Raw genomic sequence first — 25453 nt, 5'->3', positions numbered from 1 at the left:
TGGAGATATGTATGAATTTAAAGAAAAAAAGTCGAAGCTTGGGCGTCGGCTCTATTTCGTGGTGTTGGCTGTGTTCTTGGTGTTCGCAGTCAGCTTTATCATCTTTCAGCAGGCTCGCGAGAAACAGTTCAAGATAAGCACGCTCACGTTGAAGTTGAGCAACTACAATGCCCTTTTAGAGGAAGATTTGTCGTTGGCTCACGACAAGGGAATCATTCTGAGCGACAGTAGCGGAAAGGCAGTAGATGTGGCACGCGACAAGCTGAATGTTTTTATAAGAGAACACGAGAGTAAGGACTTGCGTATTACCCTGATTCGTCCCGACGGCAAGGTGGTGTACGACAATATGCGAAACGACTTCGATCATTTCTCCAATCACCTCAACCGAAAGGAGATACAGGAGGCATTGAGGACAGGACAGGGCTCGAGTGTGGAGCGACAGTCGAAAACCCTGAAGCATGATTACTTCTATGTGGCTACTTATTTTCCTGCCGATTCCATTATCATCCGAAGCGCTTTGCCTTATAACAACGATCTCTCTAAGTCGTTGAAGGCCGACCAGCATTACATTTGGTTTGCCATCTTTGCTATCATACTCCTTACCATTGTGCTTTATCGGTTTATGCATCGCTTGGGAAAGAATGTGGCCAAGTTGCGTATCTTTGCCTATAAAGCCGACCATAATGAGAGTCTTGAGATAGAAGACCTGGCGACTTTCCCCAACGATGAGCTGGGCGAGATTGCCGAGCGCATCATCAAGATGTACAAGCGAATACAGACCACGCGCAAGGAACAGGATATCCTGAAACGGCAGCTTACCCAAAACATAGCCCATGAACTGAAGACACCAGTGGCAAGTATACAGGGCTATTTGGAGACCATTATCGACAATCCCCGTATCAGCGAAGATATGAAGCAGCAGTTCTTGCAGCGCTGTTATGCCCAGAGTGAAAGACTCACTTCGCTCTTACGTGATATTTCCACACTCAACCGTCTGGACGATGGCTCCGACATGATAGATTTCGAGGCGGTAGACATCACTCAGTTGGCCAGCGACATTATGAGAGAAACCGCCCTTGAGCGCGAGGAGCGCAAGATGAGTTTTCATAACCTGTTGCCCGAGCACATCGTGGTGAAGGGAAACCGAAGTATGCTTTACAGCATCTTCCGCAACCTTACCGATAATGCCATAGCCTATGCCGGTGAAGAAACAACCATCACCCTGGAAGGCAAAGAGGTTGGCAATAAGTGGCATTTCATTTTCCGAGACAACGGACAGGGAGTGCCTCAGGAGCATTTGGCTCGCATCTTTGAGCGTTTCTATCGTGTGGACAAGGGGCGCAGCCGTAAGATGGGAGGTACAGGGCTGGGACTTGCCATCGTGAAAAACTCGGTATTGCTGCATGGAGGAACCATTCGGGCAGCCAATCTGCCCGAAGGAGGATTGAAGTTCGAGTTTACCATCAAGAAGTAATGATAAGTAATGCTAAAAACAGAAAAAGTCGCAAGGAGATTTGTCTTTGCGACTTTTTTCTTGTATCTTTGCATTACAATAAATAAATGCAAGAAATGAATCCATTTTCAAAGATGATTGCGGCTGCTCTTGCTTTGAGCGAGAAAGCAGTCGAAAATACATTAGAGTTGCTTGAGGAAGGTTGTACTATTCCCTTCATCTCCCGCTACCGTAAGGAGAAAACCGGCAACATGGACGAGGTGAAGATAGAGGCGGTGGCTCAGGCCAACGAGAAATATAAGGAGATGGCGAAGCGCAAGGAAACCATCCTGAAGACCATAGACGATCAAGGCAAGCTTTCGGCAGAGTTGCAGCAGCGCATCGACAACTGTTGGGATGCCACAGAGCTGGAAGACATCTATCTGCCTTTTAAGCCCAAGCGTCGTACTCGTGCACAGGTGGCTCGCGAACAGGGTCTTGAACCGTTGGCACAGCTTCTCCTGCTTCAGCGCGAACGTAATCCCGAGCAGGCTGCCCGCAAGTTCGTGGGTGACAAGGTGAGCGATGTAGAGGCTGCGCTCCAGGGAGCTAAGGACATTATAGCCGAGACGGTAAGCGAGAATGAGCAGAGCCGCAACCAGATACGAGGTGAGTTCCGTCGTGGCGCCATCATCACCTCAAAGGTGGTGGCAAAGAAGAAAGACGAGGAAGATGCCCAGCGCTTCTCCGATTATTTCGACTTCTCGGAACCATTGAAACGTTGTTCTTCCCATCGTTTGTTGGCCATGCGTCGTGGAGAGGCGGCAGGTTTCCTGCGTGTCAGCATATCTGCAGATGAAGAAACTTGCATCTCCAAACTGAAACGTCATTATGTTCATGGCTTTGGCGAGTGCCAAACTCTGGTAGGCGAGGCTGTCGATGATGCATTCAAGCGCTTGTTGAAACCCAGTATCGAGACTGAGTTTGCAGCTCAGAGCAAGCAGAAGGCCGATGAGGAGGCAATCGTTGTCTTTGCAGAGAACCTGCGCCAGTTGCTCTTGGCAGCACCTCTTGGACAGAAGCGTGTCATGGCTGTCGACCCAGGCTTTGCCAATGGATGCAAGACAGCATGTCTTGACGCCCAGGGCAATCTTGTGCATCATGAGATCGTCTATCCGCATCCTCCCCGCAGCAAGCGCATGGAGGCCACTGCTGCCATGAAGCGCATGGTGCGCCAGTATCAGGTTGAGGCCATGGCGGTAGGCAACGGAACGGCAAGCAGGGAAACCAGTGAGTGGCTGAACGAGATAGATTTTGAGCATCCGGTAGATGTCTATGTGGTAAGCGAGGATGGAGCCTCTATCTATTCTGCCTCCAAGATTGCCCGCGAGGAGTTTCCTGATGAGGATGTGACGGTGCGTGGAGCGGTTTCTATCGGCAGAAGACTGATGGACCCTTTGGCTGAGTTGGTGAAGATCGACCCCAAGAGCATCGGAGTGGGGCAGTATCAGCATGATGTGGACCAGAGTCAGTTGAAGAAGAGCCTCGACTCGGTAGTGATGAGCTGCGTGAACTCGGTGGGTGTCAATCTCAATACAGCCTCTCAGCATCTGCTCACCTATGTGAGTGGTCTCGGTCCCACATTGGCGAAGAATATTGTGGAGTATCGTCGTGAGAATGGTGCGTTCTCCTCTCGTGCCCAACTGAAGAAAGTGCCGCGCTTAGGTCCTTCGGCTTATGAGCAGTGTGCCGGTTTCCTCCGCATCCCAGGAGCAAGAAATCCTTTGGACAACAGCGCCGTTCACCCTGAGCGTTACTCTCTTGTAGAGACCATGGCCAAAGATCAGGGTGTGACGGTAAAGCAACTGGTAGAGGACAAAGCCTTGCAGAAAAAGATAGACATACGGAAGTATGTGAGTGGTGAAGTAGGCATGCCTACGCTTACTGATATCATGGCCGAGCTCGATAAACCCGGACTTGATCCACGAGGCGAGGTAGAGAAGTTTGAGTTTGATGCCTCCATCAAGACCATTGAGGACTTGCAAGTAGGCATGGTAGTACCGGGCATCGTGACCAACATCACTAAGTTTGGTGCCTTTGTTGATATAGGTGTCCACAATGACGGTTTGGTTCATGTCTCACAAATGGCCAACCGCTATGTGAGCGACCCTTCAGAAGTGGTAAAACTCCACGAGCACGTGATGGTCAGGGTGACAGAAGTCGACCTGAAGCGCAAACGTATCGCCCTGTCGATGAAGCAATTATAATGTAACGGACTCTCTTCGGAGAGCCCGTTGTTTTTTAGACGTATTCTAAATTACCTACTTTTAGGTATTGTATGTTTTTCCTTTTCTTCATATCTTTGCAGCCGAATTCTATATCATATAAAAAAGGTAAAAGCATCAAGGTAAGATGAGAAGGACGGTTAGTACCCTCTTGCTATTGCTTTTTGTGGTGATGGCTGAGGCTCAAAATTTGACAGGAAAGGTCATTGATAGTAAGACTCAAGAGGCAATCATAGGGGCGACAGTGACGTTGAAAGGATCTAAAAAAATAGCGACAGTCACGGATATCAATGGTCAGTTTCGTTTGAGAAATACGACAGAAGGAAGTATCATACGTATCAGTTATGTGGGATACAAGTCTTTGGATGTGCCATTTCATAATGGTGCCACTTATCGCTTGTGCCAGGATGTTGCTGCTCTTGGCGAGGTGGTGGTGACAGCTCGTGCCAGTGACGGACCTGTCACGTCATCCATTATCGGCAGGGATGCCATGACGCATCTGCAACCTAACAGCATTGCCGACTTGATGGAACTTCTTCCTGGAGGTTATTCCAAAGACCCCAATATGGGCGAGGCTAATACCATCACACTTCGTGAGACGGGTACGATGGGAGCGTATGGTTCCACTACTAAAAACAACAATTATTCCATTTCTTCTCTTGGTACGCAGTTTATGGTAGATGGCGTACCTATCTCTACCGATGCCAACTTGCAGTATTCTCCATTGTCGGATACGCAGTCTTCAACCAGTTCTTCTACGTTAGAAAATAATCGCAACATAACCAATAGAGGTGTGGATATGCGTTCTATCTCAACCGATGACATCGAGAGCGTGGAGGTGGTACGTGGCATTCCTTCCGTGGAGTATGGTAATTTAACCAGTGGATTGGTGAAAATCAAGAAGATTCGTCGTGCTATCCCATTGACAGCCCGTTTCAAGGCTGATGGCTACAGTAAGCTCTTCTCTTTGGGCAAAGGTTTGGCTCTCAATAGTGCTGGCAACTCTATCTTGAATGTTGATTTAGGTTACATGGACTCTAAGATAGATCCTACCGATAACTTCGAGAACTATAAACGTGTAACAGGTTCATTGCGTTATACCTTGCGAGGTGAAAATGATAAGAAGTATCTTTGGCAATATAACTCCGCTTTTGATTACTCAGGTTCTTTTGATGACAGTAAGAGTGACCCTGATATCAACTATGGCAATGTGGAGGAATATAAGTCTTCTTTTAGTAGATTGGCATTGACTAATAGTTTCAACTTGAAGATGCCGAAGTCTTGGTTCAAGGAAGTGGATGTCAATACATTGGTAAGCCTTCAGCTCGACCGCTTGCACCAAACTCGTTTGGTGGCACCTCAGCGTTACGGCATCGTGCCTCTCTCCTGGACGGATGGTGAGAACGAGGCACAAGCTGTGTTTGCGGAATATACAGCCAACTATCTTTGTGACGGAAAGCCTTTTAATGCCTACGTCAAAGCCAAAGGTGTAATGGGATTTAAAACCACTCATACCAACCATACGATAAAAATAGGTGCTAATTGGGATATTGCAAAGAACTTTGGACGTGGGCAGGTATATGATATGCACAGACCTTTGAGTGTAAGCGGTTGGAGTTCTCGTCCTCGTAAATATTCCGATATTCCTGCTTTGCAAAACTTTTCTTTCTTTGCAGAAGAATTAATGAAAGCGAATATAGGCATGAGTAAGATAGAACTGATGGCTGGTGTTCGCTTGAATACACTTTTGGGCTTGGATAGTAAGTATGATATGAGTGGTAAGTATTATGTCGACCCTCGTACCAATCTCGCTTGGCATTTCCCGAAGTTTGATGTGGGAGGTAAACCTATGTCTATTTCGTTGAATGGAGGATATGGTATCACTACCAAGATGCCTACGCTCAATTATCTCTATCCAGATAAGTATTATAGTAACTTTATCTGCATGGCTTATTATGATACGGAGAATCCTACGCAAGATAGTAAGTTTGTTGTGCATACATATGTGCAAGATCCTACCAATTATCAGATAAAGCCTGCACGAAATTATAAGTGGGAGGTTCGTTTAGATATGAACTGGAATGACAATCGTCTTTCTGTTGATTATTTCCGTGAGTCGATGACTTCGGGTTTCCGCTATTCTTCTATCTATGGTGTGTATGACTACCGTTCTTATGACGTGAGCCAAATGAAAGCTGGTGTGGATTATACCACACTTCCATACGAGAATCGTAGAGTGTTGGATGGGTATCAGCAGGTTTCTAATGGCAGTAAACTGGTGAAGCAGGGCATCGAGTTGGCTTTCACTTCCCAGCGTATTCATTGTCTCAAAACTCGTGTGAATGTGACAGGGGCTTGGTTCCATACCCAATATACCAATAGCCAACCGATGTTTGATGCCGTCAGTACGGTAGTCAATGGACAGACGGTTAGGGATAAGTATGTGGGGCTTTATGACTGGAACGATGGCCGAGAAAATGACCGCTTGAATACCAATGTCACTTTTGACACCCAGATACCAGAGTGGAAACTTATCTTCACCACTTCTGTGCAGTGTATGTGGATGATTCGTACCAAGCAGATGAAGAAGAATGGTATGCCAATAGCCTATATTTCTTCGGAGGATGGACAACTTCATGACTATACGGAAGAAAGTCTGAATGACCCTTATCTGTTACAGTTGGCAAGAACCTATAACGACGATCAATTTAAGGCTTTTACGGTACCGATGTCTATGGTTGTCAATCTGAAGGTGACTAAGGAAATAGGTAGGTATATGCGTCTTTCTTTCTTTGCTAATAAAATTTTGGATTATTTGCCAGATTATACAGCCAACGGAAGAGTGATTCGTAGAAATGCTTCGCCCTATTTTGGTGTTGAAGCAGGTTTTACTATATAATATAATAAGATGTAAGAAGATGAAAGATTTTAGAAACGTAACAAAAACAATATGGTTATTGGTCTTTGGGGTGGTGAGTTTGTTCTTGTTGGCTTGTGAAGACCAAACGTCTGATATTCCACACACCAACTCGGAGTTTAGTATATCCATGCCGGAAGGAGTTGAAAACCTGAAGGTTGTGGACCAAACCTTGAAGATGACCAATTTATCTACGGGTAAGGTAACTGTTTTGGACGATTTGAAGAATGTCAGCCTACTGGAGGGACTTTACGACTGCGTCTATTCTGCCAATGTCATATATACAGCCAAGAACTCTGAGGGCGAGGAAACAGAAAGTAAAGGTATCTTGACAGGTAAGGCAGAGAATGTGGAGGTAACAGGGGAGACCAAGAATATTTCGATTGAGACCTATCTCTCTGCAGAGAACGATGACTTCATTTTTGAGGAAATCTTCTTCTCTGGCACCTTGCGATCTTCAGGCTTGCAGTATTATGGTGATAGCTATATTAAGATATACAATAATACCGACCATGTGCTCTATGCCGATGGCTTGGCTTTCTGCGAGTCTAAGTTCAAATCTACGCAATACTTTGAATATACTCCAGATATTCGTAAGGACACAATGACCATCTGGTCTTTGTATGTGGTTCCTGGTAGTGGACATGACCATCCTGTCTTGCCGGGTCATTCCATGATTCTGTGTGATACAGGCATCGATCACCGTACGGCAAATCCAAACTCATTCGACTTGAGTCATGCTGATTTTGAATGGTATGACGTCTCCATCCATCCTGATCACATGGACATAGATAGTCCTACGGTGCCTAATTTGGATAAATGGTATTGCTATACAGAGTCGTTTTATGTGCTTCACAACCGTGGCTTTACGTCGTTTGCCTTGGCTCGCATTCCAATCGACAAAGAGGAATACTTGAAGAAATATAGATATACCTATAAATATACGATGTATCTTCCAGCAGGTACTTTCCCTATGCAACAAGATGCTTACAAGATGCCGAATGCTTGGATTATTGATGGAGTCAACTGTAGTGTGGAGGCTAAGCGCTTGTGGAATATCTTACCGCCATCCATCGATGCAGGTTGGACACACGTGGGCAAGATTGACAAAGACAAAACTCGTTACTTCCGTAGCATTCGTCGCAAGATGCTCTATCTCAATGCAGATGGCACGATGCATTTGAAGGATACCAATAATTCTACGGAAGATTTCAACACAGAGTGTATTCCCTCGATCATCGAGATGCAGCATTCTGCCATTGATGCACAGGGCACGAAGGCAACGACTGAGACATACGATGGTATTCAATCTAAGAAATAAGCAAGAAGAATAAGTATGAAGAAAAAATATTATTTCATGGCAATGATAATATTGGCGACAAGTCATGTCGGAGCACAAGAGGCGAACTTGGTGGGCAAGGTCTTCGAGCATACCCTACTTCGAGATGGTATGAATGCTTCTGTCTTCTTGAATCCTGCCATGCAGTCGTTTCATTATCAGCATTCGTTGAATACGCTGAATGTGGGGTACGACTATCGTCATGCTACTACTCCTGAGAGATGGGAAGAGGGAGATGGGCATAGTAGAGTTTTTGCTGATGTGGATGCTTATTTGCATAAGGGAAAGGCTACACTTTGGGGAAATGCCTATTATGTGAACGGTAGTACTCGCAACGTTCGTTACAATGAAACCACGGATTTTGATTTACTCTATCCTTATTTGATGGCTGATACTGTGGGCGGAAAGACCCAGCAGGAGTTTTACCACTTCATGGGTGGTTTCTCCTATCCTTTGGACAAGAAGTGGACGATAGGTGCGGAAGGTGAATATACAGCCAGAATGGAATACCGTACTCGTGACCCTCGTCCCAAGAACCTTACAGGTGACTTGCGTGCGAAAGTGGGTATCTCGTATCTCTTGGGTGGCTTACACTCGATAGGCGCAGCTGTGACAGCTCGTAAGTACAAGCAAACCAATGAACTGAAACTCTACAATGAAGTGTCTGTGCCAACCATTTATCATCTCACAGGCTTGGGCAATGATTACTATCGTTTTCGTGGTGTCAATACATCCACTTACTATAAGGGCTATGGAGTAGGGGGTATGTTGACGTATTCGCAAAAAGATCAGAGGGGATGGTTTGCGCAAGCGGAGTATGAATATACCAACATCGACAAGATCATATCCACGCTCAACGAGCTTCCGATGGCAACTTTGGAGAGCGACCGTTTTCATGGTACGGTAGGTTACTTGATGAATGATGGACATCAGTATTATGGAGCCAACTTGGATGGCGAGATTTACCGCAAGTTTGGTACTGAGAATATTTTTGGAACAGCTCAAGACAACATTTATCCTCAAATAGCTTCTGCAGAATTTTATACTTCTGCACAGTCCAGGATTGGGATGGAGACTTTCTACCAAAACGTTCTTTCCGGCAAGTCTTCTTGTGGAGGTAAGTGGAAGTTGGCTTATATGGGCTATTCTGAGAAATATCAAGAACCTTATCGTCGATTAAGATATGCAGCAGTGGCAACCTCTTTGCTGTTGGACGGGAAGGTGAAAGTGGGCAAGTGCCTGTTGATGGCAAATGTGCATGGCGGTTATGAGTGGGCTATCAAGAAAAACAATGATGATAGTTTCTTGTCGGAGGACAACTCTGCGATGATGCAACCACTCATCCATACCAACGAATATCTTGCCAATAATCGTTGGAATATGGGGGCGGATGTAGAAGTTCCTCTTTTGGCGGCTCGTAAGTTCTTGCCATTCGTCAAACTATCATGGCAGTATGACCACTATTTTCAGACTGCACATCAGAATACCTTGGTCGCCTCTGTTGGCATTCGGTTCTAAAAGAAATATGTAACATTACAATAAGTTTATTAACTAAAAGTATTAATTTATGAAGAAAAAGTTTACTTTATTATTGTTTGCGATCCTATCGCTTACAATGAGTCTGAATGCTCAAAGTCCTCTGACTTTTCAGTGGGCACACTCTGTTGATGGTGCAACTACTGGTGGTGACAATGTGATGGGCATGTGCAAGTCAAGTGATGGCTACTATTACGTTGCAACAAACTTTGGTACGTCAACTACTCAAAATGCAATGAACGTTTGGTTTGATGGTGAGCAACTGAAGGATAAATATGGATTTTATGAAGGTAGCCCATATACTGGTACAAGTCAGAATGGCAATATGTTGCTACAAAAAATAGCAAAGGATGGCTCAGTTGTTTGGACTACGTTTACTAATAAGGGTGATGTCGATCACTCTGCAACTCAGATAGCTCCAACTTCTGATGGCGGCGTGATTATTGCTTTGAAATGTCGTGCTTGGGTAGAGGATGCTGGCTTGATTAATTTGTTATGTTATGTAGACCCAAAAGGTGCAGAGCAACGCATTACAAGTGACCAAGTAAAAAGCGAGTATCGCTATTTAATCATGAAGATAACTAAAGCTGGTAAGATAGGATGGTATCGTATAATTTCTGGATTAGTTAAAACTTATGATGAAACTCATGCTACAAAAAACAATATCTACATCAATGGTCTGGCTGTAGATGAGAAGGATAATATTTATCTTGCAGGTAATTTTAGAACAGAGATGTATTTGAATAAGGCTGATGGGACATCAGCGACTTTGGTGGCCAAAAGTAGTATAGATTCTTGGGGTGGCGATTCTCAAAATGTTGTGGGTGATATGTTCCTTGTTAAGTTGGATAGTAAGGGGTATTACCTTAATAGTATTGTTAACGACGGTATTGTGGATTGTGCCTTTTTGGATAAGGTTGCATATAATGATGGAAAGCTTTACCTTGACGGTCGTGTGAGAAGTGTAGGTAATGACATTACTTTCGGAGGTGTTAAAGTGAATGCAAGTAAGGATTTCCAGACTCAACTCTTGCTTTCTGTAAACACGGAGGATTTATCTGTAAACTATATCAAATCGTTGACTTCTGTTGCGAATAAATCAGGAAGATTTGTTATACAGAACAAGAGTGCTCAATACTTGAATGGGTATGTTTACTTTACTGGTCTTTTGAATGGTAGTTGGAAGCAAGAAAGTGAAAGTGAGAATATAGTAACAAATCATGTTTCTAAGCAGTTGAAGGGCTATGTCTTGAAGATGAATCCAGAAACAGGAAAAGTTGAAAAAGCTACTGTTCGTACAGATGGTGGCATTGGTGGCTTCTTTGGTGTTTATGAAGGCGCAGAGAAGTTGTATGCTTTTGGCTATGATTTCAGTGGTGGTGCTATTGTTGCTCCAATCAATAAGAATACTTATGCAGTTGAGACTCCAATTCAAGTTTGTGACTATGGTACAGTCGGTAATGCAACAGCTCCTATTGTAGATGGTGAGAACTTCATTATGGCAAATCGTGGTGGTATTGCAAGGGCTACAGATAATACAGTTTCTTTCTATGGTACAGACAAGAAGTTTGAGAACTTGAATTGTTGGGGTTCTGTATATTACAGCTACAAGATGAGCGATGTCATTTCTACAGGTATCAACAGACCTACTGCTTCTGGCATTGATTCTGATGCATTTGTAGATGTTTATACGATCGGTGGTGTGAAGGTAAAGAGTGGTGTTGCAGCAGGCAATGCAACAGAAGGTCTTGCCAAGGGCATCTATATTGTCAACCACAAGAAGGTAATCGTAAAGTAATTATTGTATAATACTCTTTTTAAATGAAGAAACAAATTCTAAGCCTGTTCCTTCTTCTCTTAGCTCCTGCATCTTTGTTTGCTCAAACTGTGGAGCAGGATGCATCCATCCGTCAGGGCAAGTTGAAGAACGGACTCACTTACTACATTCGTCATAATGCCAAGGAGGCAGGACTTGCCGACTTTTATATAGCCCAGCGTGTGGGCTCCATCTTGGAGGAACCTCGCCAGCGTGGCTTGGCTCACTTCCTGGAGCATATGGCGTTCAATGGTACCAAGCACTTCCCCGGAAAGGGCAAGCAACTGGGCATCGTGCCTTGGTGCGAGACCATCGGTGTGAAGTTTGGTACCAACCTCAATGCCTATACTTCGGTTGACCAGACGGTTTATCACATCGGTTCGGCTCCCATCAAGCGCGAAGGTATCATCGACTCCTGCCTCTTGGTGCTCAACGACTGGAGCCAGTTTATCAACCTTGAACCCAAGGAGATAGACAAGGAGCGTGGCGTCATCCACGAGGAATGGCGCAACCGCCGCACGGGCATGGCCATGCAGCGCATGATGGAGAATGTGATGCCTAAGATTTACAAGGGCAGCAAGTATGAGGACTGTCTGCCTATCGGCAATATGGACATTGTGGATAACTTCCCTTACCAGGACCTGCGTGACTACTATCAGAAGTGGTATCGCCCCGACTTGCAGGCCATCGTGGTCGTGGGCGACTTCGACGTGGATATGATGGAGAGAAAAATCCAAAAGCTCTTTGGTAAGATTAAGGCACACAAGAACCCTGCCGAGCGCATCTATTATCCTGTCGCTGACAACGACAAGATGATTGTCGCCATCGAGAAGGACAAGGAGCAGCCTATCATCCTCGGTCATCTCTACATGAAGAGCGAGGCCACTCCAGACAGCGAGAAAAACAGCGTGAAATATCAGCGTGAGGATTACATCAACGGCTTAATCACCTATATGCTCAATGGTCGCCTTTCGGAGAAAAAGCAAGTGGCCAATCCGCCTTTCATGAGTGCGACGGTGAAGAACGGTGCGTTCTTCGTTTCCCGCACCAAGGATGCCTTCAGCCTGAGCATCAGTTGCAAGCAGGACAATGTACTGGGTGGTGTTTCGGTAGCCGTAGGTGAGGTGGAACGTGCCCGTCAGCATGGCTTTACACAGAGTGAGCTGGAACGTGCCAAGAAGCTCTATCTCAATGCTGCCGAGCGACAACTGAAGATGGAGAAAGACTATAAGAACTCTCACTATGTGAGCCAGTGCGTGAACAACTTCTTGGAGGGAGAGCCTATCTTGACCCCTACTTACAACCTCCAGTTGGTGAAACTGTTTGATGGCGAGGTGAGTCTTGACGAGGTAAATAGTCAAGTGGGCGAGATAATCACCGACAAAAACCAGGTGTTCATCATGTATGGACCCGACAAGGATGGTTTCGTGGTTCCTTCGGAATCGGAAATTGAGAACACCGTGCTTGCCGCACAGCAGAAGCGTTACGACGCTTACCAGGAGGAGCAAGTACCAGCTACCTTGATGGCGGCCTTGCCTGCACCTGGCAAGATTGTATCGGAGAAGCCATACGGCAAGTTTGGCATGACGGAGATTGTCTTGAGCAATGGCATGAAGGTGTATGTGAAGTCCACCGACTATCAAGCCGACCAAATCACTATGAGCATGAGAGGCGAGGGAGGTACTTCCGTCTATGGCGATGAGGACATCCCTAACTTCGCCTTCCTGAGTGGTTCCATCACGGAGGCGGGCGTGGGCGACTTCACGGCCACTCGTCTTCGCAAGGCATTGGCCGGAAAGTCCTTGAAGTTGGCTCCTTCCATCACCAGCGAGGGACAGCGCATCACAGGTACCTCGTCAGTAAAAGACTTGGAAACGATGCTTCAGTTGGCTCATCTCTATTTCACTGCTCCTCGCAAGGACAGCATGGCGTTCGAGGGAATGATGAACCGCAACCTTTCGCTCCTGAAGAACCGCAACGCCAGTTCGAAGGTTGTCTACAATGACTCCCTCTCGGCTACTCTGTACGACCACAATGTGCGTATGGCTCCTGTAACCGTGGAGATTGCAAAAAAAGCGGATTACAACCGCATCTTCGAAATCTATCGTGAGCGTTTCAGCGATGCGAGCAACTTCAATACCGTCTTCATCGGCAAGGTCGATATGGCGCAGCTTCGTCCGTTGCTCTGCCAGTATCTCGCCACCCTGCCTTCTACCCACAAGGCAGAGAAGAGCAACAAGGTCAACGTGCCTCAGATTGTGAAGAAGAACGAGGTGGTGAAGTTCGTGCATAAGCAGGAGACTCCGCTTGCCAACGTGAGCGTGTTCTATACTGCCAACGTCCCATTCTCGCCGAAGAACGACTTGGCGCTCGACGTGTTGACCCGTGTCCTCCAGATAGCTTACACCGACTCGGTACGTGAGGAGAAGGGAGGAACATACGGAGTGGGAGTAAGCTTCAACCTCGAGAAGGAGGACAATCCGAATGCCTTGCTTCGTATTTCCTACAAGAGCGACCCTAAGCGTTATGAGGAACTGAATCCTGTCATCTACAAGCAACTCCTGAACATCGCCGACCATGGTCCTGTGGCAAGCAGTATGGATAAGGTGAAGAAGTATCTGAAGAAGCAATACGGACAGATGGCAATCACCAACGACTACTGGAACTACGTCATCTGGCACCAGCTCGACGACGATGCCGACTTCGACAAGGATTACTGCAAGATGGTGGACAACCTGACAGCTTCTGATGTGCAGAAAATGGCTAAGGAGTTGTTGAAGCAGAATCATCGTGTAGAGGTTACCATGCTCTCGGAGTAAGGATCAGAAAAAAGATAGTTCGGCTTCTTGCATATATATATGTATGCGGAAACCTATTATCTATAGTTGAGAAAAAAGAAATTCCCAGTTAGGAAAAAATATTTTGTCAGTTGATTGACAAGTTTTCCCTAATTGGGATTTTCTTTTCTACTGAAGGTGCGAAACTTGACAGTAATATCACATATTATAAATAACCTATGAGGTAAATCCCCAGGACCCATAAATTCCCAGAACTCATAAAATGGAATAAAACCTAAAAAGTGATGTGGAAGTATGGCTTTTTAGGTTTTTCTTGTTACTTTTGTATCATGTTATCGAAAAGTCAAAACAAAATGAATATAGATTTCACCAAGGACAGCATCGAGTCGGCCTATTGCTTCTTCCATCAGAAGTTGCGTGTGTATGAATATTCCACCAGTCCCACTCAGCGTGATGATATAGAATATGCCATCAGCCAATATGTAGATGGGATGAACCCCGCGCTCTACCAGTTGTTGGCTAATGGCACTCCGCATTATCTGCTCGACCATACTACTTTCGAGCAAGATATGCGCCATGCCATCAATCAACTCGACGGCATGTTGTAGAAAGAAGAAAATAGCAACTTATGACAATTTGTCAGCCAGCGTGTGTCAATATTACCATTGGCACACGCTTTGTTATTATAGGTAGCGTAAACACTTAGAGATGAGGCTCCCGATAGATGCATATCTTCGGCAAACTTCCAGTCTGGGTGTTAATGAGATTTTATAACATATTAATAACGAAAAAAATAAAAACAAAATAATTATGGGAAAAGTAATTGGAATTGACTTGGGTACCACAAACAGTTGTGTTGCCGTTTTCGAAGGTAGCGAACCAGTTGTAATCGCTAACAGTGAAGGTAAGCGTACTACTCCATCAGTAGTAGGTTTCGTTAAGGATGGTGACCGCAAGGTAGGTGATCCTGCTAAGCGTCAGGCCATCACAAACCCTAAGAACACTGTATATTCTATCAAGCGTTTCATGGGTGAGACATACGCTCAGAGCCAGAAGGAAGCTGAGGCAATGCCTTACACAGTAGTAAACGAGGGTGGTTATCCACGTGTTGAAATCGAGGGTCGCAAATATACTCCACAGGAGATTTCTGCGATGGTTCTCCAGAAGATGAAGAAGACAGCAGAGGATTATCTCGGACAGGAGGTTACAGATGCTGTTATCACCGTTCCTGCTTACTTCTCTGACTCACAGCGTCAGGCAACTAAGGAGGCTGGTCAGATTGCAGGTCTCAACGTTCAGCGTATTGTCAATGAGCCTACAGCCGCAGCTTTGGCTTATGGCGTTGACAAGGCTAACAAGGATATGAAGATCGCCGTATTCGACTTGGGTGGTGGTACATTCGATATCTCTATCTTGGAGTTCGGTGGCGGCGTATTCGAGGTACTTTCTACAAATGGTGATACTCACCTGGGTGGTGATGACTTCGATCAGGTAATCATCAACTGGTTGGCTGATGGTTTCAAGGCTGAGGAAGGCGTAGATCTCCGCAAGGATCCTATGGCTATGCAGCGTTTGAAGGAAGCAGCTGAGAAGGCTAAGATTGAGTTGTCAAGCTCTACATCTACAGAAATCAACTTGCCTTACATCACAGCCGTTGACGGTATGCCAAAGCACTTGGTTAAGACTTTGACTCGTGCACAGTTTGAGCAGTTGGCTCACAACCTGATTCAGGCTTGTCTTGTACCTTGCCAGAATGCAGTTCGTGACGCTAAGCTCTCTACATCAGATATCGACGAGGTTATCTTGGTTGGTGGTTCAAGCCGTATCCCAGCCGTTCAGACACTCGTAAAGAACTACTTCGGCAAGGAGCCTTCTAAGGGTGTTAACCCAGATGAGGTAGTAGCAGTAGGTGCAGCTATCCAGGGTGCCATCCTGAACAAGGAAGAGGGTGTTGGCGACATCGTATTGCTCGACGTTACTCCATTGACTCTCGGTATCGAGACTATGGGTGGTGTGATGACTAAGCTTATCGATGCTAATACAACTATTCCTTGTAAGAAGAGCGAGGTATTCTCTACAGCAGCCGACAACCAGACAGAGGTAACTATCCACGTACTGCAGGGTGAGCGTCCAATGGCAGCTCAGAACAAGAGTATCGGTCAGTTCAACTTGACAGGTATTGCTCCAGCTCGTCGTGGTGTTCCTCAGATTGAGGTTACCTTCGATATCGATGCCAACGGTATCTTGAACGTATCAGCCAAGGATAAGGCTACTGGTAAGGAGCAGAGCATCCGTATCGAGGCTTCATCTGGTTTGAGCGAGGACGAGATCAACCGCATGAAGGCTGAGGCAGAGCAGAACGCTGCTGCTGATAAGGCTGAGCGCGAGAAGATTGACAAGATGAACCAGGCAGACTCTATGATCTTCACCACCGAAAACTTCTTGAAGGATAACGGTGATAAGATTCCAGCAGACAAGAAGCCAGGCATCGAGCAGGCATTGCAGCAGTTGAAGGATGCTCACAAGGCTGGTGATGTTGCAGCTATCGATACTGCCATCAACAACTTGAACACCGTAATGCAGGCTGCTTCTCAGCAGATGTACCAGGGTGGTCAGCAGGCAGGTCCTCAGGGTGCACAGGGTGCTCAGGGCGGTCAGCAGTCACAGGGTGCTAATGATGGCGCTCAGGATGTTCAGGACGCCGACTTTGAGGAGGTGAAGTAATGCCGAAAGGTAAATACATAATAAATAATAAGCAAAAGCGTGCAGCTCAATGAGTTGCACGCTTTTTGCGTTTATGGGGTCCTTGTTTCTTATGCCTTTGTTATGCGCTTGTTAATCGCTTATTTATTATTTTAAACTTTACAAATGAATAATTATGATTTACGGTTACATTAGAGTCAGCAGCGACAGACAGACAGTAGAGAACCAACGTTTTGAAATCAACAAATTCTGCGAACGCAACAAACTTGTGATTGATGGTTGGATTGAGGAAACCATCAGTGGAACGAAAGCATACAACAAACGAGAGCTGGGAAAACTTCTGAAGCGAGTACAAAAAGACGATCTCATCATTTGTGCTGAGCTTTCCCGCCTTGGTCGCAACTTGTTCATGATAATGGAGATTCTGAATATTTGCATGACAAAGGAATGTCGTGTGTGGACTATCAAGGACAACTATCGCCTTGGTGACGACATCCAAAGCAAAGTGCTCGCCTTTGCTTTTGGTTTGTCTGCCGAGATAGAGCGCAACCTTATCAGTCAGCGAACCAAGGAAGCTTTGGCGCGTAAAAAAGCAGAGGGCGTTATACTTGGCAGACCAAAAGGGCGAAAGAGTGCTCCCGAGAAATACAAGTTACACGGAAAAGAAACACTTATTCGAGAACTGCTTAAAGCGAATGTTTCGAAGCGCAAAATTGCAACGCTGTGTAAGGTTGACAGAAATACTCTTGATCGTTATATCAAGCATTTTTTATCTGAATAGAACTGAGCGTTTTCGTGCAGCAGAGCGGTTCTGTATGTGAATTTGCGAATAGCGACAGTTGGGTAATATTGTCACCAATAGAACAGAGCATAAAGCGTAAGATAGAAGCCGTAGGCACTCCGCTCAAAGATTGGGATATAAATATCTACCGTGGTGTGCTTACTGGTTATAATGAGGCATTTATTATCTCAACGGAAAAGCGTGAAGAGATTCTTGCCAACTGCCAATCCGAGGATGAACGTGAACGGACGGCTGAACTTATACGACCGATTCTGCGAGGCAGGGATATCAAACGGTATGGATATAACTGGGCAAACTTGTGGCTAATTAATACACACAATGGTATTCGCGGCAAGTTGGAACGTATTCATATTGAGGACTATCCTGCTGTTAAAGCTCATCTTGATCAATATTGGGATAAGATTTCAAAGAGAGCCGACAAAGGAGAAACGCCATATAACCTTAGGAATTGCGCTTATTTGGAGGATTTTTCTAAGCCAAAAATTCTTTGGAAAAGAGTAGGCTCGATACTTCGATTCTGTTATAGCGATAATGACTTTTTAGGACTTGACAGTACATGTTTTGCTACGGGCATAAACATTGAATATGTCTGTTGTGTATTAAATTCACCAATTGGACATTATTTGCTTAAAGATGCCCCGAAGACAGGTACAGGTGATTTGCTAGTTAGTGTACAAGCAATTGAGCCAATACAAATACCTCAAGTTGGGTCGGAAATGAACTTGATTTTCAAAAGACTCTTAGAAGAGCTTATTAAAGGAGAATCACTCACTAATGAAAAAGAGATAAGTCGTAAAATATTTAAGCTATACGACTTATCTCTTGATGAACAAAGCTATATAGAAGAAAATTTTACTTAATCTCTATATAACTAATGATTTTACGTTCTTCTGATGTCAGATTATACAAATCGAACAACATGTCATCTATAGATTTCGTTTGTTCTATTGTATAATCTGATTGAATAGAATTAATAATCTTTCTGAACCCTTCATTTGGTTCTAAAGACACCTGCTTTATTGGAATCTTATCGAAAAAGATTTTGCTTAACTCTCTTGTGCCCCATTGTAACTCTGGAAAAGAATCGCGAAAACAATATTTGAACATAGAAGAATTCAAAAAAGCAGTTAAGTATACCATATTTTGTCCATAATTCATAGACGTTGAACTTGGTTATTATTAATAGTTTTCTTGTGTTCCCTTTTCTATATATTGTATTTCTTTATCATTTAATCCATACAAAGAATACACAATAGTATCTATTATTTTCTCGTTTTTAATAGCCACATTAGTATCGATTTCTTTAAGAATAGAATTATCTAGGCATTGAGGGACAGGAAGCTGTTCTATGAACATTGGCTTGTATTCAAAATACCCACCATTGCGAGTTACACCAAGTTGTCGAATAAAGTAATCAGCCAGTTTTGAATTTAAGATGGCCAATAAATATCTGCTTGCAGGTACAATCATTGGTGATGGCGCATTTATGAAGCTATTGTCTTCAACAATTGCATAACTTGGCTTTAGATTTAAATTTCCCCAGACTATTTTTGGCTTTGAGAAATCCTCCCAATATTTTGCGCCCCATCGTTGCATGGCATACCATTCATAGCGTATTCCTGTTTCTGCCTTATTGCGCTTAGACAATGGTTCTTTATACTGAAGCATATGATTATACACAGCAGGATATTGTTCCTTAAAAGCCTCTTCCGCCTTATCAGATGCGCCCTTTATAGACTCGTCAAATTGATAAGGAAAATGCCATGGAATATAAATCAACCACAAGTTTGCCCAGTTATATCCATACCTCTTGATATCCCTGCCTCGCAGAATCGGTCGTATAAGTTCAGCCGTTCGTTTGCGCTCGTCCTTAGACTGGCAATTGGCAAGGATTTCATCACGTTTAGCGGTGTCTATAATGAAAGCATCATTATAGCCCGTCTTGATGCCGTAGTTGATTTGGATATCCCAGTCCTTCAACGGTGTTCCCACAGCTTCAATTTTTCGCTTGATGCTCTGCTCAATAGGCGAAAGAATCACCCATGAATCAGAGTTACTAAATTCACACTCTGTCCCGCTCTGCTGCACGAAAACGCTCAAATTCTTTACGCTATCTTTGTTCTGCTTGTTTGTGACGGCACACCATGTCTTATGTTCATTGGTGGCTTTGGCAAAGAGAAGAATATTAGTGTCAACCGTTGCGCTCTCAAAGATTTTTACACCAGCAAAATCAATCAAGAGCATCGGATTTGTATTCTTGGCAAAGAAGTCACGTGTCTTTTCGCCATACCCAGCACGCATCCACTTGTTGGAAGTAATGTAGCATAGATGGCCATTAGGCTTCAGAAGTTGATGGCCACGTTCGTAGAACAGACAATAGATATCGCCTGTACGTGCAAATGTCTTATAATTGCAATCGGCATACAATTTTGCCAATTTGCCACCATCATTCTGAAGCTGAATGTACGGTGGATTGCCTATGACAATATCGAAGCCATCGCTGACCCCGAACATCCATTCTGGATCAAAGAAATCGGCAACAGCATTTTGGTCGTATGGATTCCATTCTGCAAGCTGCTTAGCGTCGGCAGGAGCAAAGTTGTTGTCATCAGCCAGCAAATGAGCAAGCTTCTCACGAAGTTCTTTGTCTTTCTGACGTAATGTGCTTTTGCGATTTGCAGTCTTGGCAGCAAAATGCTCATGGCGAATTTCCGTTAAAGCCTGTTTTGTCAGCTCTATCTCTGGGTTTTCAAACAGACTATGACATGCCTGCCTTTTCTTGGCTATCAAAGAGTTCGCAGCTACAAACTTCGTTTCAAGGTTTGGTAATGTAGGAATGCCATAGTTTGGCTTGTTTGCGTCCTTTTCGCAATTGCAGATAAGAGAGATGAAGAATCGTAACTTCGTTATTTGGGCTGCAATACTCTGAATGTCACTACCATATATGCAGTTTTCAATGATAGATAATTTCAAGTCATAAGTATTCTCTTCAGGAGAAATATGACCAAGAATGTCTATCATGCGATTGAGCAATCCCATAGGGAATGCTCCCGAACCACAAGCTGGGTCGAGTATCTTGATAGCCTTCAGCTTATCAGAAATGGTTTTGTAATCATCTGCCTTTGTCTTGTCGTAGCTAAACTCAGGCGAGAAAAGTGAACGTACAAACGAAGTGTTACCCAAATAAGAGATAAGACTCTCATCCACCATATAGTTTACAATCTCTCGTGGAGTGTAAAACGAGCCACTTTGATTGCGTGCTGTTTCTCTTGTTTCTGGGTTATAGGCTCCCAATAGGTTCTCAAATACCTTACCAAGCAACTCTGGGTCAAGTGCAACTTGCTGCTCTTCAGGCGAGTTCTCTTCAATGGTAAAATTATAGCGGCTGAGTATGGATATCAATCCTCTCTCCTCATCGAAGAAAAGGATGTTCGGCACCACAGCACGATTACGGTAGCGTTCGTCAGCAAATTTCTTGTCATTACGACTGAAACCGTCATAGTTGTAAGCTTGTTCTACTCCGTCTATAGTCTTTGTCTTGTCAAGACACTCAAACAGACCACCATTAAGGAAAGGTACCTCTGAGAACATCTTTATCACCTCATCCTCATTGATTTTGAACATTTCAGGATAGCGGTAAAGAGTCTTGATGTCTTTCTTCACATTGGTTGCAAAACGACGCTTGTTACCCTGCTCGTCCTCTATGGCACGGTTGAGCGTGGCAAAGAACAAGTTCTGAAGAATGGCATTATAATAATTGCCTACATTCTTACTTTCGGGATCAAAGTCTTTCAGAATTGTGTCAAGAAAATCTATATCAAAGATTTTGTTTGGCACAAGTTCTTTTTGCTTGATGAACCATACGAACATAATTCGGGTTATCATGCGGATAATTTTAGTCTCAATATCCTCACGATCATCATCTTCTGTTGATGTGTTGTTGGGGAAATATACACCTGATGCTGGATCTACCGCCCATTGATACCAGTCAAACAAATCCTTATAGAATTGCTTGGTAAGAGCTTCAACCGAGAAAGCAGCTGTAACATCACTGAGAGACTGCTTGCTGTCTTTAAGTGCACTAAACTGCTCAATGGCAGTACGGCATCCGCGACCTTCTCCAAGGAGATAGGTGTATCGCTTAGTATTGGTAGACAACTTTTCATAATCGCCTTTTTTGTTGAATCCCCATGTTTCGCTGACATAAGAGAAACGCAACACGCTCTCGTTCTTGCGATAGCAAAACATGAAGGCACCAGCATAGCCCATACGACGCCAATCTGCAGTAAGCATATCTCTAATACCACGTTTGTTACGTTCTATATCTACCTTATCAGACAATTCAACTTCATATATAGCTAGTTGCTGCTCATCAGACAATGTAATTGTGCCCAGTTTGAGAGCTTTTTTGGCAAAATGGCTATTTACTTTCACTTCATAAGGAGCCCTGAAGACCACTTTGCTAAGGAATATATCATGAAGCAATTGCTGCCATGCATCTCTATTGTATCTTGATTCTATTATTTCTTTGTAATTCATTGTATATGTTTTAATTAAATGATTCTGAGAGAATTATTTCTGCATTCGTTTCTTGTTCATTCATCTGAGACTCTTGTGCAACGAAATAAGGGGAGTATTTCTTTGCCATATCAATTATTTCATCTAAGGCATCAGTTGGAGATAGTTTATTTTTACCACTGCGAGTAAGATCCTTCTGTATACGTTGCAAACGTTTAGGAATGTATGTGATGACACCTCGTTCTGCCAGAGCCTTTAATTGACTCACTTTTATACGAATGTCAGGATCGTCTATTTCGCGAATAAAAAGATTAAGCAAACTGACAGCTGTTGTCACTTGTGCGCCTAAAGATTTCTGCGCATCTTGTGCATTTTCTTGATTGCGCAGTTCTTCATCCTGCATGGCACGGAACTTCTGCAATGCCATATTGATGTGCTTGTGATGTTGCTCTATTCGCTCCACAGGTTGTTCCTCTTTTTTAGCTTTGAAATATTTGAGTGCATCAAGCACAGACAATTCCTTAGCTGTTTCCGACACGAGAAAGAACACCTTGCGGAAGTTCGTCTTTAGGAATACGAGCGTGTCTCCAGATAATGTCACACCATCAACCTCTCTTGCGTCACGTCCAGTTCTACTACGCAATGACAGCTTCTCTATGCGATTGTACTCCCTACGATTTGTCTTGTAAAGAGTTCGCAGTTCCTCATAGAATGGCAATTCTTGATTGTTTTCTTCCTTCTGTCGTTTCATGCCTTCGTCAAACAATTTAGTAAGGTCACGATCAAGAATTTCCTCCTGTGAGTAAATCTGGTTGTCCTCGCCAAATGTAGAATGGAATGTTTGTATCTTACTCAAAGCTATTTGATTCAGATTGATTTCCCTATTACCTTCACGCGAAGGATAGAACACATAGTTGTATATGTGCTTTGATGAAGAACCTATACGGTTTACACGGCCTATGCGCTGCATAAGACGTGTACTGTTCCAAGGTGTATCGTAGTTGACTATCACGTTGGCTCGATGCAAGTTTACTCCTTCTGCTAAAACGTCAGTTGTGAGGATTATATTGTATTTATTGAGCTTTGTTTTATAATTTGCATCAAAATTCTCACGAATTGTCTTGAACAGTTTACTTCTGTTGTCAGCAGAGATGACCAACACGTCCTTGCGGTTAATGCGCCGTTCGAGATACTTAACCGTATCAACAGATTCTGAAAATACTACTAACTTTTGTTCCGGATTACGTTCGACCTTAAACAACTCATGCTTTAAAAGCTCGTTAAATTTTGCAAACTTGGAATCATCTTCATCTGTTATGCCCTCCCAATCCTTGTACAGTTTTTCGAGTATCTCTTGGTCTTGCTGCAACAATTCGATATACTCAGGGTCGAAATCTTCAGCCTTAAATACAGAATTCTTTGGATTCTCCTCCGCCTTAGCATTCAATTTTTCTTCTATTTCCTCATCTGAAAGCCCTGCTTCCAACAAGTTGTTTATGTCAAGGTCTGGAGCGATGAATACCTTATCACGATTGAACATGTCAATCATATTTTGGTTCGCCTGACGGAAATTGTTCAACGATATTTGGAAAGCATAAAAACTGCTTTCAAGTCGTTTTACCAATCCATTCTTGCGGATTCCTGCCAGGCTGCGGCTTATCAATTCGGCATTGTCATACAAACCATTTGCAGCTTCAGGTTTCAAATAGGCAATAGCCTGATAACGGGCATAGCTTAACTTCTTATCAAGAGTTTCCATTGCACTTTCAAACAGATTGGCTAAACGTTCATTCAGCTCATACCTGTTTTCAATAGGACGTTCAACCTTTGGGAATCCATTTACATCTTTGTTATAACGAGCCACATTTTCAATGTCTGTTCTTGTGCGGCGGACGGTCAAAGGCTTTATAACACGGTCACGCACATGCTCGGCCAACTTCTTAAACTGTGTCACATCGAAGTTGGGGTCATTCCTTAATTGTTGGAACTCCTTGATAAGAGGAGAGAAGAATGCTGTCAAGTTTGCCACTCCGTCTATTGTACAACGTCGAGGGTCTTGGAACAACTGTATCTCATTGTAAATGTCTGCTGGTGTATTGTTCATCGGTGTTGCCGAGATGAGCATCACTTTTTTCTTATATCCAGGAATATTTCCATTTTCGATGCGAGGCATCTTGCAGATTTCCTGCAGTTGTTCAAATGCAGCTGTGGTGTGTGAACGAAACTTGTGTGCCTCGTCCACCAATATCAAATCGTACTCATCAGCATTCCAATAGTTATAGTTCTCTTCATCAAGGACCTTTGCCAAACTTCCATTGGAAATAAATTTGGCATATTTATCTATGCCAAAGTCTTTGAATGTTGCTTTCCAGTTCTGTTCTACTGCAGGAGGATATACAACAAGAATTTTTGTCTTATCGTGTCCATTCTCTATCAAGAACTTCTTTGCAATCATGGTTGCAATAACAGTCTTACCAAGACCAACGACATCTGCAAGGAAAAATCCATCATACCTAATGAGCTTCTGATATCCCTCCACAACTGCATCCATTTGGTAATCATACTTGGTATATCCCTCAGGCATATCAAACGGATTGTTATCATCTGTGGCCAACACACGATCAGAGAAGTATTCCATAAGCATTTTGATGTACAAATCGTATGGAGCGACATCACCTTTTAGGTAGGTTTTGTCTATGGATATTTTCACATCTTCTGCGGTAATCTCACAACCTTCAGCTTCTTTCCACAACAATTCAAATTCGTCTTTGGCAAATTTCACATCATCAAATCGGTCAAGCTTGACATTGAACTCATATTGCTTATCTTGCGAAATGCCAAGCCCATTGCCGGACAAATTGCTTGAACCTGTTATGGCGATGCCTTGGGAATACTGATTGAAATCATCTGGATAGAGTACATACAACTTTGCATGTATTCTCTTTGACGGATGAGCACGTAGTTCAAGTTTACCAACTATAAGGTCTTGAACCATCTGAAGCATACCACTCTCTACCTCCTTTGAGTAGTTAGAACGCTCTATATCCTTACGGATTTTACGCAAACAATCTTCTTTTACTTCCTCTTCTGCACCAAAGAAAATTTTTCCTTGGTTAGCGGCTTGTGCTATATACTTGTCTACATCTATACCGATAAGCACCCGCACCTTATTGATATGGTCTAAGAATGGACGCAAGGAAAAATATCCAGACGCACGCAGAAAACCAACTACAGCATCAAGATTTTTTATATGATTGTTATGTTGTAACACGCCCTCAAACTCTTTCATAAGAGTGTTTCCATTCCT

At 43.8% G+C, this 25453-nt stretch carries 13 protein-coding genes; 11 read left to right on the top strand and 2 right to left on the bottom strand.

Annotated elements, in window-relative coordinates; genetic code table 11:
- The first annotated feature begins 7 nt into the window (after positions 1 to 7).
- The 11 genes from F7D20_RS04800 (at position 8) to F7D20_RS04750 (ending at position 18488) form a co-directional block, all read left to right on the top strand.
- The gene (locus F7D20_RS04800; RefSeq protein ID WP_158463072.1) at positions 8 to 1474 is read left to right on the top strand and encodes a sensor histidine kinase; all 1467 of its coding nucleotides are present in this window, start codon (positions 8 to 10) and stop codon (positions 1472 to 1474) included.
- 95 nt (positions 1475 to 1569) lie between these two features.
- Positions 1570 to 3699: a Tex family protein gene (locus F7D20_RS04795; protein WP_158463071.1), complete on the top strand. Its 2130-nt coding sequence runs from the start codon at positions 1570 to 1572 to the stop codon at positions 3697 to 3699.
- A 145-nt stretch (positions 3700 to 3844) separates the two neighbouring features.
- Positions 3845 to 6616 carry a TonB-dependent receptor gene (locus tag F7D20_RS04790; RefSeq protein WP_158463070.1) on the top strand — a complete coding sequence of 924 codons (2772 nt, stop codon included), beginning with the start codon at positions 3845 to 3847 and terminating at the stop codon, positions 6614 to 6616.
- Positions 6617 to 6635: 19 nt separating this feature from the next.
- Positions 6636 to 7955, top strand: a complete 1320-nt coding sequence (locus F7D20_RS04785; protein WP_158463069.1) for a DUF4876 domain-containing protein — start codon at positions 6636 to 6638, stop codon at positions 7953 to 7955.
- A gap of 36 nt (positions 7956 to 7991) precedes the next feature.
- Positions 7992 to 9491 carry a DUF6850 family outer membrane beta-barrel protein gene (locus F7D20_RS04780; protein ID WP_158463068.1) on the top strand — a complete coding sequence of 500 codons (1500 nt, stop codon included), beginning with the start codon at positions 7992 to 7994 and terminating at the stop codon, positions 9489 to 9491.
- Between the two features lie 49 nt (positions 9492 to 9540).
- Positions 9541 to 11307, top strand: a complete 1767-nt coding sequence (locus F7D20_RS04775; RefSeq protein WP_158463067.1) for a hypothetical protein — start codon at positions 9541 to 9543, stop codon at positions 11305 to 11307.
- Between the two features lie 23 nt (positions 11308 to 11330).
- Positions 11331 to 14144: a M16 family metallopeptidase gene (locus tag F7D20_RS04770; protein ID WP_158463066.1), complete on the top strand. Its 2814-nt coding sequence runs from the start codon at positions 11331 to 11333 to the stop codon at positions 14142 to 14144.
- Between the two features lie 332 nt (positions 14145 to 14476).
- Positions 14477 to 14731 (top strand): hypothetical protein, encoded by a 255-nt coding sequence (locus tag F7D20_RS04765; protein WP_158463065.1) that lies wholly within the window; start codon positions 14477 to 14479, stop codon positions 14729 to 14731.
- A gap of 202 nt (positions 14732 to 14933) precedes the next feature.
- Positions 14934 to 16847 (top strand): molecular chaperone DnaK, encoded by a 1914-nt coding sequence (gene dnaK, locus F7D20_RS04760; protein WP_022251655.1) that lies wholly within the window; start codon positions 14934 to 14936, stop codon positions 16845 to 16847.
- A gap of 154 nt (positions 16848 to 17001) precedes the next feature.
- The gene (locus F7D20_RS04755; RefSeq protein WP_158463064.1) at positions 17002 to 17607 is read left to right on the top strand and encodes a master DNA invertase Mpi family serine-type recombinase; all 606 of its coding nucleotides are present in this window, start codon (positions 17002 to 17004) and stop codon (positions 17605 to 17607) included.
- A gap of 14 nt (positions 17608 to 17621) precedes the next feature.
- Positions 17622 to 18488: a TaqI-like C-terminal specificity domain-containing protein gene (locus F7D20_RS04750; RefSeq protein WP_367383910.1), complete on the top strand. Its 867-nt coding sequence runs from the start codon at positions 17622 to 17624 to the stop codon at positions 18486 to 18488.
- Positions 18489 to 18807: 319 nt separating this feature from the next.
- Here the strand turns inward: F7D20_RS04750 and F7D20_RS04745 are convergent, their stop codons facing one another.
- Together F7D20_RS04745 and F7D20_RS04740 are read right to left on the bottom strand one after the other, a co-directional pair.
- Entirely contained in the window at positions 18808 to 22167 is a 3360-nt protein-coding gene (locus F7D20_RS04745; RefSeq protein ID WP_158463062.1) for an Eco57I restriction-modification methylase domain-containing protein, read from the bottom strand.
- A 10-nt stretch (positions 22168 to 22177) separates the two neighbouring features.
- Positions 22178 to 25435, bottom strand: coding sequence for a helicase-related protein (locus F7D20_RS04740; RefSeq protein WP_437182654.1), 3258 nt, complete (start codon positions 25433 to 25435; stop codon positions 22178 to 22180).
- Between the last annotated feature and the right edge of the window lie 18 nt (positions 25436 to 25453).

Source organism: Segatella copri (genome assembly GCF_009495355.1).
Taxonomy (GTDB): Bacteria; Bacteroidota; Bacteroidia; order Bacteroidales; family Bacteroidaceae; genus Prevotella.
The sequence above is the reverse complement of the archived record's forward strand: the minus strand, read 5'-3'. Positions and strand labels throughout refer to the sequence as shown.

Excerpts from the sequence above, each read along its gene's own strand:
- F7D20_RS04800 (WP_158463072.1), top strand. The coding sequence starts at position 8 with ATGTATGAATTTAAAGAAAAAAAGTCGAAGCTTGGGCGTCGGCTCTAT.
- F7D20_RS04795 (WP_158463071.1), top strand. The coding sequence starts at position 1,570 with ATGAATCCATTTTCAAAGATGATTGCGGCTGCTCTTGCTTTGAGCGAG.
- F7D20_RS04790 (WP_158463070.1), top strand. The coding sequence starts at position 3,845 with ATGAGAAGGACGGTTAGTACCCTCTTGCTATTGCTTTTTGTGGTGATG.
- F7D20_RS04785 (WP_158463069.1), top strand. The coding sequence starts at position 6,636 with ATGAAAGATTTTAGAAACGTAACAAAAACAATATGGTTATTGGTCTTT.
- F7D20_RS04780 (WP_158463068.1), top strand. The coding sequence starts at position 7,992 with ATGGCAATGATAATATTGGCGACAAGTCATGTCGGAGCACAAGAGGCG.
- F7D20_RS04775 (WP_158463067.1), top strand. The coding sequence starts at position 9,541 with ATGAAGAAAAAGTTTACTTTATTATTGTTTGCGATCCTATCGCTTACA.
- F7D20_RS04770 (WP_158463066.1), top strand. The coding sequence starts at position 11,331 with ATGAAGAAACAAATTCTAAGCCTGTTCCTTCTTCTCTTAGCTCCTGCA.
- F7D20_RS04765 (WP_158463065.1), top strand. The coding sequence starts at position 14,477 with ATGAATATAGATTTCACCAAGGACAGCATCGAGTCGGCCTATTGCTTC.
- dnaK (WP_022251655.1), top strand. The coding sequence starts at position 14,934 with ATGGGAAAAGTAATTGGAATTGACTTGGGTACCACAAACAGTTGTGTT.
- F7D20_RS04755 (WP_158463064.1), top strand. The coding sequence starts at position 17,002 with ATGATTTACGGTTACATTAGAGTCAGCAGCGACAGACAGACAGTAGAG.
- F7D20_RS04745 (WP_158463062.1), bottom strand. The coding sequence starts at position 22,167 with ATGAATTACAAAGAAATAATAGAATCAAGATACAATAGAGATGCATGG.
- F7D20_RS04740 (WP_437182654.1), bottom strand. The coding sequence starts at position 25,435 with ATGAAAGAGTTTGAGGGCGTGTTACAACATAACAATCATATAAAAAAT.